The sequence below is a fragment of the Bergeyella anatis genome (assembly GCF_036016955.1).
GTDB lineage: Bacteria > Bacteroidota > Bacteroidia > Flavobacteriales > Weeksellaceae > JAYWXI01.
Genome location: NZ_JAYWXI010000009.1, coordinates 122,569 through 131,208, shown reverse-complemented (window position 1 = coordinate 131,208; position 8,640 = coordinate 122,569). Strand labels below are relative to the sequence as shown.

The window sequence follows — 8,640 nt, the reverse complement described above, 5'->3', positions numbered from 1 at the left end:
GCTAGCGACGAGGATAGTCTCGAAAATAACTTCTTTTACGATGATTCAATACCTCAATTTTTTCGTCTTCAAAAGAAGTTTGAACAAATTAAAAATTAATTTGTGCTAAATACACAACAGATCTCTTCATTATTTTTTTACATAAATGAATCTTTTCTATCATCTGTATCGAGTAAACATAACTTTATGTCATTCCATAGGATTCCTATTTAAAAGGATTCCTACGAAATGACAGGTTAGACTCATTAATCCTTACACCTAAAAAAGGACATTTATAATATTTTTATAATATTTTTATAATATTTTTATAATCTTCCTTTTTCTTCATTATTACTACTTTCCATTTTCTGTAATTTTGGTTTATCACCTCCACTGAAACTATAATTTAGAGATAGTGATAACACTCTACTTTGCTCTTTATGATTAAGATTAATAATCGTATTATTAAAATAACTTTTCGCTCTAAAATTGTTTGTATAGAAAATATCACTAATTGCAACTCTTGCGACAAGTTTATTCTCTAAGAATTTTTTCTGAATACCTAAATCTACGCTTCCTATAGCTCCTGTTAACGCATTACCACTTACCATCTGTGGAGTATAAAAAGCATTCATACTCATTTTATAACCTTTTGGTAACGATATTTCATGCTCGGTTTGGAAAACAAAAGATGGTTTTTCAATTAAAAAATTGAGGGATTCTGATTTTGTATAGGTTAATAGTAAATTATTTGTTATACTCCACCATTTTCTAATTTGAAATGGCGCACTAAAAGTTGTCGTATAAACAGACGTATTGCCCGCATTAGCTTTAATAATTTTTAAAAGCTCTGTATTAGGATTAGTCTGTATCATTTGGGTAATCATATCCTTAGTATAGCTATAACTTACTGCGACATAATAAGTCCCCTTCCATATACTCCCAATTTCAAAAGAACTCGTAAATTGAGGCTTTAAATAAGGGTTTCCTGTACTCACAGAATAATTATCTATATAGTATTCATAAGGATTTAAATCAAAATAAGAGGGTCTTTTTATTCTCCTGTTAAAAGATAAAGAAAGATAGTTACTCCCTTCTTCATTTAATTTTTTTTTCATAAAAACAGAAGGGAAAAAGCTTAGATAATTCTGAGAAACATTTCCTTTTTGACTTCCCATAAGAGTTGCATTAACATCTGTTTGCTCCGCTCTTACCCCTATTTGATACTCAACTTTTCTAAAAGAACCACTTAGTTCTGTATAGCCGGCAAAAACATTTTCATTATAGTTAAAATCAAAATTTCGACCTACTGCACCTACCCAATTTAAGCCATCAAAGTTTTCGTAAGTATTTGTATTATCTATTTTAGTACTATTTAATTTGGCTCCAAAGTTTAAAGAGCTACTATTTTTAAAATTCCATTTATATTTGCTATCTACTGTAAATATTTTTGAAATACTTGGAAAATGCAATCTAAACACCGTTTTATCTAATAACTTATTCTGATAATCAAAACTTTCACTGTTAGAAGTATTTATTCCTCTTCTGTCATTATAAGTAAAATCTGATAAAAGTGTAAATTTAGAACCTAAGGAATCGGTTTTTATAGAATAGTTCATCCCAAAATTATGATAGCCCGTTTTAGTTTCCGTAGGAAAATTTCCTTTTGAAAAAATAGCTTCAGACTCTAAAGGATACATAATTTTGGTATCCGATAACGAATTACTCGAAAATTTACTTAACTGCCCCGTATAACCAATCCCTAAAAATTGCTTTGGACTAATATCATAAGTTAATGCCATTTTTATACGATTTGCGTTTCTTATTTGAGTGTCATCAGACCTATTCTGATATTTGCCTCCATTAGTAAAATCTCGCTGCTGTTCTAATAATTCGTAGGATTTATCATGATTAAAAGAGTAGCTGGTATTAACTCCAAATTTTCCTCTCTTATAATTTAGTACCAAAAAAGGATTATAACTCGGAAACTTACCCAATCCCCAACCATTCTCATAGCCTAAATTACCACTAAACCCTTGTTTTGAAGTCTTTTTTAAGATAATATTGATAAGTCCTCCTGAACCTTCTGCTTCAAACTCTGCCGAAGGATGAGCAATCACTTCAATGGATTGGATATCATTAGATTTTAGATTTTGTAAATAATTTTTTAAATCCTCACCACTCAAATTCAACATTTTACCATCAACCATTACACGAGCTCCCCAAACACCATTTATTGATATTTTGCCTCCGTTTACAAAAACACCCGGAGCCATTCTGAATAAATCTATTGAAGATTTTCCCACTGCTATCGGATTATCACTAATATTTAGAACTACTCGATCTAACTTTCTAACGATTGCTGGTTTTCCTTTTTTTATAACCACTTCCTGAATATTTCTAACCTTCTCCTTGGGAAAAGTTAGAGCCAATTGCTCTTGATTAGAATTAATCTCTAAATTTTTATAAAAATCGGAATACCCTGTAGCTGATGTACCAATAATATAATTTCCAACTTTAGGAATTTCAACTAAAAAATTCCCTTCCTCATCTGCAATTTTTTCAGCCTTTATATTTTCAGGGGTCACTGAGTTTTCATAAAACTTCAATGTCGCAAATGGAACAGGTTTCTCTAAATAATCCGTAACTTTTCCGGATATGACTGCTTGGGCTAAAGCAACTTGTATGTTAAATACACACAGATACATAAATAATACTCTTGTCTTCATTGGATTAGTTATTAACTGGAACAAAATTATCTAAGCAATAGTACATTAGAAACAATTGTCGGTGAGAACCTATTTTTTATCGATAAAAAATATATAGCAGAAGATAAACGACATTTCTCAATGGATCCAATCCGATGCATTTGCCTCCACTTAACTTCAGAGATTTGCACACCTCAAAGAAATTACTTAGCTTTGCCGCTCGAAATAATTAACTAATTTTTAAACATTATGAACAATTACGAAACTGTTTTCATTTTAACTCCCGTTCTATCTGACGCTCAGGTGGAGGAAGCAGTGAAAAAATTCGAAGACCTATTGAAATCGCACAACTGCGAAATCGTTGCCAGAGAAAACTGGGGTCTTAAAAAATTGGCTTACCCAATCCAGCTTAAAAAGAACGGCTTCTACACGCTAATCGAATTCAAAGGGGAAGGTTCTGTTGTGGCAGATCTTGAAACCGCTTTCAAGCGTGACGAAAGAGTTATCCGTTACCTAACCACCAAGTTGGACAAACACGCAGTAGAATACGCTGTTACCAGAAGAGCAAAACTAAAAACTGCAAAAGCTTAATTTTTAACCTCTAAAAAACAAAAACAATGGCAATAGACGAAATGGCACAACAAGCCGCAGCCGGAGGCGAATCCGAAGTAAAATTCCTTACTCCGCTGGATATCAATACAAAATCTGAAAAAAAATACTGTAGATTTAAAAGATTCGGTATTAAGCACGTGGATTACAAAGACGCGGACTTCCTTCTTCAGTTCGTTAACGAACAAGGAAAAATCCTTCCCAGAAGATATACCGGAACCTCTTTGAAATACCAAAGAAAAGTTTCTGCCGCAATCAAAAGAGCTAGACACTTGGCTCTAATGCCTTACGTGGCAGATATGCTTAAATAAAACTAAAAAAAATGACCGAAAAGAGAGAAGAGTTTCCTCTTCCTCTCTTTTTAGTTGCTGAATAATTCAATTAATTCTAACGATTTTTAGATAAAAGAAAAGAAATTATCCGATCGGCTTCGGCCTTGCTTTTTTCTTTAGCCTTTTCTCTAAAACTAAAAAACGGACAACAACAATGGACATCATCCTAAAAAAAGACGTCGAAAACCTAGGACTAGAGTTTGACACGGTATCTGTAAAACCTGGATACGCAAGAAATTTCCTTATCCCTCAAGGGTACGCCGTATTGGCTACTCCAAAAAACAAAGCGGTATTGGCTGAAACTTTGGAGGCCAGAAAAGAAGAGGAAGCAAAATTGGTTGCTAATGCCAAAGCTTTGGTTGAACAGTTGAAGAAAACTGCTGTAACCATCGCCGCTAAAGTTGGTACCGGAGATAAACTTTTCGGATCCATCAACAACGCAAACCTTTCTGAAGAATTGGCAAAAGCAGGGGTACAGATTGATAGAAAATACATCAAAATTCCTGGAAACACCATTAAGAGAACAGGTAAATTTACTGCTCTTGTAAGACTACACAGAGACGTAGAATACAACTACGAATTCGATGTTGTATCTGATGCTCCAGTAGAAACGGCTCCTAAAGCAGAAGCTCCTGCTCCAGAAGCTTAACCTCAGGATTTAAAATAATAAAAAAAGCCCTCACATTTTTTTGTGAGGGCTTTTTTTATATTGCATAAAATCAAACTCTTTTTTCTAAATTATCCCAAACCTAAGAAGCCCGGCGATGAATATACCTCGAAAGTTTAATTCCCATATCCGTCCAAACCACTTTAGCGTTCGCATTTCGCTGCAAATGATAATCCGCTTCCGTAATCTCCTGAAGAATATCTTCGATGTTCGCCCCGTGGATGTATTCAGAAAAACGCTCCCAATTAAACGTTCCGGCCTCGATCTTACGATAGACCAAATCTTCATTACCATAATTTTGAAGTAAAGCCAAACGGAACATTTCGGCACAATAATCCAAAAAATTCTTTTGCTTTTCCCTGTTCCATCCGGCAATATTTTGCGCCCAGGCAATGATATTCCGCAACATTTCCGGCTTCTTTTTCACTTGAAAAGCCTCCCGTACCCATTGGATGAACAAAGTCTCGAATTCCTGAGAAAAATTGGCATCCTCTACCAATTTGATGGCCATGTTCAAATCCCCTTGCGCCTGATACGCAATGCTTTGGATTCGGCTTTCCTCCAAGCCATACTTCCGCCTTACGTACTCTGCGATCGCATCATCTTCCAAGCGGGGAACTCTGGTCATCTGGACCCGGGACAAAATCGTCTGTAAAAACCCCTGATCGGACTCCGCCGTCATGAGAATCACGGTATCTTTAGGCGGTTCTTCCAAAAACTTCAGTAGTTTGTTGGCCGCCGAATCGTTCATTTTGTTCGCACACCATAGGATAAGAATTTTGGAACCGCCCTCGAAACTCTTCAGACTGAAACGCTGGTTGATTTGTTCCACCTCATCCGCCGAAATCATAAACTGTTTGTTTTCCGACTCTAAAAACCCCGTCCAATCGTTGTAGGAGGCATACGGACGAGCGAGCATCATTTCCCGAAAATCGACATATAAGCGCTTACTCGTCGAGTCCTTTTTTTCCGAAAAAACAGGAAAACTAAAATGCAAATCCAAATGGTTGAGATGCTCCACCTTGGCCGCCGCCGCTTCGTGTTCCCGCTTTAGGATTTCCTGTGCGTAGGCCCGCACCAGCGGCAATGTGCCGTAGCCTTCTTTGCCGATGAAAAGCTGGGCATGACTCACCCGGTTATTCGCTATGGAATCCATCAATTGCTCTTTCAGTGCAGTCTGCCCCGTAATATCCTCCCATTTCATAGCCCAAAGATACTAATTTCGGAAAAACCAAACCGCCAAAAATCACCTCTCCCAACGCCAATGGGACTTAACAAACTTTAACGGCATCAAATTTTTAGTTTTCGCTAATAATTAGGATATTTGCGAATTGAATTTATAAAGAAAGAATGAAAAGATTCATCGCCTTGTCTTTTTTGGCTCTGGGAGTTTCCGCAGAGGCACAAACCATCGGTAATTCGCCCTATGCCGCTTTCGGAATAGGAGACCCAAAATACGACAACACCATCGAAACATCCTCCATGGGAGGAATTACCACGGCTTATGTAAGCGATTTCAGCAACAGTTTTAACTTTCGGAATCCCGCCGCCAACGCTCATTTCGACCTTACCTCTTTTCGTTTGGAAGCCACCAACGAAAATAATTTCTACAAATCCGATTACCAAAATACAAAGGTAACTCAGCATTCCAACTATTTGTCCAATATCTCGTTGGCCTTCCCGATTTCGTCCAAAATGAAGTTCGGAATCGGCTACCAACCCTACAGCAGTAAGGCTTACGATATCCTAATCAGCAAAACCCAAACCAACGGATCCTCCAAAACCAACCGTTTCCATGGTCAAGGCACGCTTTCCACCGTTCAAGCGGCTTTAGGATATAAAATTTCCGAGGCTTTTGCTGTTGGTTTCCGTTCCAATTTCTACTTCGGAAAACTTAACGACACCGAAGAAGTTACTTTCTCGAATGCAGATTTAATTAACGGCTACGATACCCAAAGTAAAATCAAATCGTTCAACTTTACTGCGGGAACCACCTACCGAAAACTATTGAAAAACGACCGCCATCTGACTTTAGGAGCCACCTATACTTTCGGCACTACGGGCAACCTTGTTTCCGAGTACACAAACAGCACCTATTACTACAGCAGTATTGACCAAAAAGCCAACGAATCGGTCATCGAACAAACAAAGAACGAAAGCAAAAACCTCATCCCACAAGAATTTTCGTTCGGGATGGGCTATGGTAAAGACGGAAAATGGTTCTACGGAAGCCAGTTGGACTACCGTAAGGGAGAAAACATCTCCTTTTTAGGGCAACCTTTCGAATACCAAGACGCATACCGTATTTCTGCGGGAGGTTGGTATTTGCCCAACTACAACAACTTCAGAAACTATTTCTCCAGAGTCATTTACCGCTTCGGAGCCTACTACGAAAAAGGCAATCTCAAACTCAATCCTGCGGGCGCAGCCACAGGAACCGACGTTAATAAATTTGCTCTGACGGCAGGCATGATGTTACCTTTTGCCAACTCCAGCATCAACCGGATAAACGGTTTGGATGTAGGTTTGGAAGTCGGCAAACGAGGAACACTTCAAAACAATATGATCAGCCAGACCTTCGTAAACTTTAAAGTCGGTATTAACTTCGCAGACAAGTGGTTCCAAAAAAGACAATACGATTAAAAATGAACCCTCGCGCAAAATACAAATCCTTTATAGCCGTCCTTTCCGGATGGGCTATATTTTTTGTTTTGAATTCTTGCGAAGAAAAACTAACCGAAGCCGAAAACAAAAAAAAAACAGATTTTGCCTCCCGAATCATTTACAACGCCAACATCATCCAACGGGATTCGGGGAGGGTAAACCTTCGGTTTAAAGCGCCTCTTATCGAAAAATACGAATTGGTAGACTCCCCTTACGTGGAAGCCAAAAAAGGCATTTATTTGGAATATTTCGACAAAAAAAAACCTAATGTTCCTGGAAAAATATGGGCCGACTACGCCCGCCTTAACGAATTGAGAGATTTCTACACCGCCAAAGGCAACGTAAAAATCCGAACCAATGAAGGCCAACTCTTTGCCACCCAATCCATCTACTGGGATCGGAGAAAGAAAACCATGTTTACCCAAGATACCGTTTACGTGACCGACAAAGACGGCTCTACTCTTGTGGGTACCGCAGGAATGACCGCAAAAGACGACTTTTCCGAATACACCTTTTACAGCAACACCGGCAGCTTCCCTTCCAAGCAAGTCCCCTCTGCCGGACAATAAAAAAATAACCATGCAAATGTTCTTCCGCCAACGGACTCCTGAAAAAAAGCAGCAAACTTTTTTTGCTCTCGGGCTCATGTCAGGAACCAGTTTGGACGGGCTGGATCTCTGCTACTGCCGCTTTGATAGAAACGAAAAAGGCATTTGGAATTTTGAAATTCAACAAAGTACCACCCTTCCTTACTCTCCCGATTGGGAAGAGCGACTGCGTACCGCCATCCACCTGCCTGCGGAAGAATTAATGGCCCTGCACTCCAAGTATGGTTTTTATCTCGGAGAAAAAACCCGGCTTTTTATCGAAGAAAACCGAATTAACCAGCTTGACGTTATTGCCTCGCACGGCCATACCGTACACCATCAGCCTCATCGCCGTTTCACGACGCAAATCGGAGACGGTCGCGCCATAAAACAGACCTGCCTTTTTCCCGTAGCCTATGATTTCCGAAGCCAAGACGTGCTAATGGGAGGAAATGGAGCCCCCTTAGTTCCCATTGGGGACGAATTGCTCTTCCACCAATACGACGCTTGCCTTAACCTCGGTGGATTTTCTAACATCTCGCTAAAAAGCAATGGCCAGCGGATCGCTTTCGATCTCTGTCCCGTGAACACCGTACTCAACCGACTCGCCCAAACATTGGGACACCCCTACGATCCGAACGGTCAAATGGCCGCCGAAGGACACTCTTGCCCGGCTCTTTTGGAGCAACTCAATCAACTGGAATACTACGACCGCCCCCTCCCAAAATCCTTAGGAATTGAATGGGTAGAGCACTATGTCGTTCCCCTCATCGAATCGGAAGCTTCCAAAAATGCCTTAGCGACATTCACCCAACACGCCGCAGAGCAAATCGCTAAAACCCTCCGAAAATACAACCTGAAAAACGTCTTAATCACCGGAGGAGGCACCCATAATGAAAATTTAATAAACCAAATCAAAACCTTAGCCCCCCAAACGTCCATCATCATCCCTGACCCTGCCATTATCGACTATAAAGAAGCCCTGATTTTTGCCTTCATGGGCGTTTTGAGACTTATCGGAGAAAACAATGTGCTGGCTTCCGCCACCGGAAGTTCTCAAGACCATTGCAGCGGTCTGCTCGTCTAACCCCTCC

Annotated in this window: 8 protein-coding genes and 1 pseudogene; 7 read left to right on the top strand and 2 right to left on the bottom strand. The window is 39.4% G+C overall.

Translation table 11 applies throughout. The annotated features are described in order from the left end of the window. A pseudogene (locus VQ048_RS08185) lies at nucleotides 1-109 on the top strand (IS982 family transposase); the annotation flags it as partial. A 196-nt stretch (nucleotides 110-305) separates the two neighbouring features. Here VQ048_RS08185 and VQ048_RS08180 read toward each other — a convergent pair. Next, nucleotides 306-2,708, bottom strand: coding sequence for a TonB-dependent receptor (locus tag VQ048_RS08180; protein ID WP_327611204.1), 2,403 nt, complete (start codon nucleotides 2,706-2,708; stop codon nucleotides 306-308). A 228-nt stretch (nucleotides 2,709-2,936) separates the two neighbouring features. Between VQ048_RS08180 and rpsF the strand changes: the two genes are divergently transcribed. From rpsF to rplI, 3 genes are all read left to right on the top strand, one after another. Further along, nucleotides 2,937-3,278 carry a 30S ribosomal protein S6 gene (gene rpsF / locus VQ048_RS08175; RefSeq protein ID WP_327611203.1) on the top strand — a complete coding sequence of 114 codons (342 nt, stop codon included), beginning with the start codon at nucleotides 2,937-2,939 and terminating at the stop codon, nucleotides 3,276-3,278. Between the two features lie 26 nt (nucleotides 3,279-3,304). Further along, nucleotides 3,305-3,607, top strand: coding sequence for a 30S ribosomal protein S18 (gene rpsR / locus VQ048_RS08170; RefSeq protein ID WP_327611202.1), 303 nt, complete (start codon nucleotides 3,305-3,307; stop codon nucleotides 3,605-3,607). Nucleotides 3,608-3,782: 175 nt separating this feature from the next. After that, entirely contained in the window at nucleotides 3,783-4,277 is a 495-nt protein-coding gene (rplI, locus tag VQ048_RS08165; RefSeq protein ID WP_327611201.1) for a 50S ribosomal protein L9, read from the top strand. 100 nt (nucleotides 4,278-4,377) lie between these two features. Here the strand turns inward: rplI and VQ048_RS08160 are convergent, their stop codons facing one another. After that, complete coding sequence (locus tag VQ048_RS08160) at nucleotides 4,378-5,499, bottom strand: DNA polymerase III subunit (protein ID WP_327611200.1); 1,122 nt, start codon at nucleotides 5,497-5,499, stop codon at nucleotides 4,378-4,380. A 146-nt stretch (nucleotides 5,500-5,645) separates the two neighbouring features. On the opposite strand from VQ048_RS08160, the gene bamG reads away from it, so the two are divergent. From bamG to VQ048_RS08145, 3 genes are read left to right on the top strand one after another with little or no spacing between them, the layout of a single operon-like run. Beyond that, the gene (gene bamG, locus VQ048_RS08155; RefSeq protein ID WP_327611199.1) at nucleotides 5,646-6,938 is read left to right on the top strand and encodes a BamG family beta-barrel-assembly machinery protein; all 1,293 of its coding nucleotides are present in this window, start codon (nucleotides 5,646-5,648) and stop codon (nucleotides 6,936-6,938) included. 2 nt (nucleotides 6,939-6,940) lie between these two features. Further along, nucleotides 6,941-7,528, top strand: a complete 588-nt coding sequence (gene lptC, locus VQ048_RS08150) for an LPS export ABC transporter periplasmic protein LptC (protein ID WP_327611198.1) — start codon at nucleotides 6,941-6,943, stop codon at nucleotides 7,526-7,528. A gap of 10 nt (nucleotides 7,529-7,538) precedes the next feature. Next, nucleotides 7,539-8,633, top strand: coding sequence for an anhydro-N-acetylmuramic acid kinase (locus tag VQ048_RS08145; protein WP_327611197.1), 1,095 nt, complete (start codon nucleotides 7,539-7,541; stop codon nucleotides 8,631-8,633). The last annotated feature ends 7 nt before the right edge of the window (nucleotides 8,634-8,640 follow it).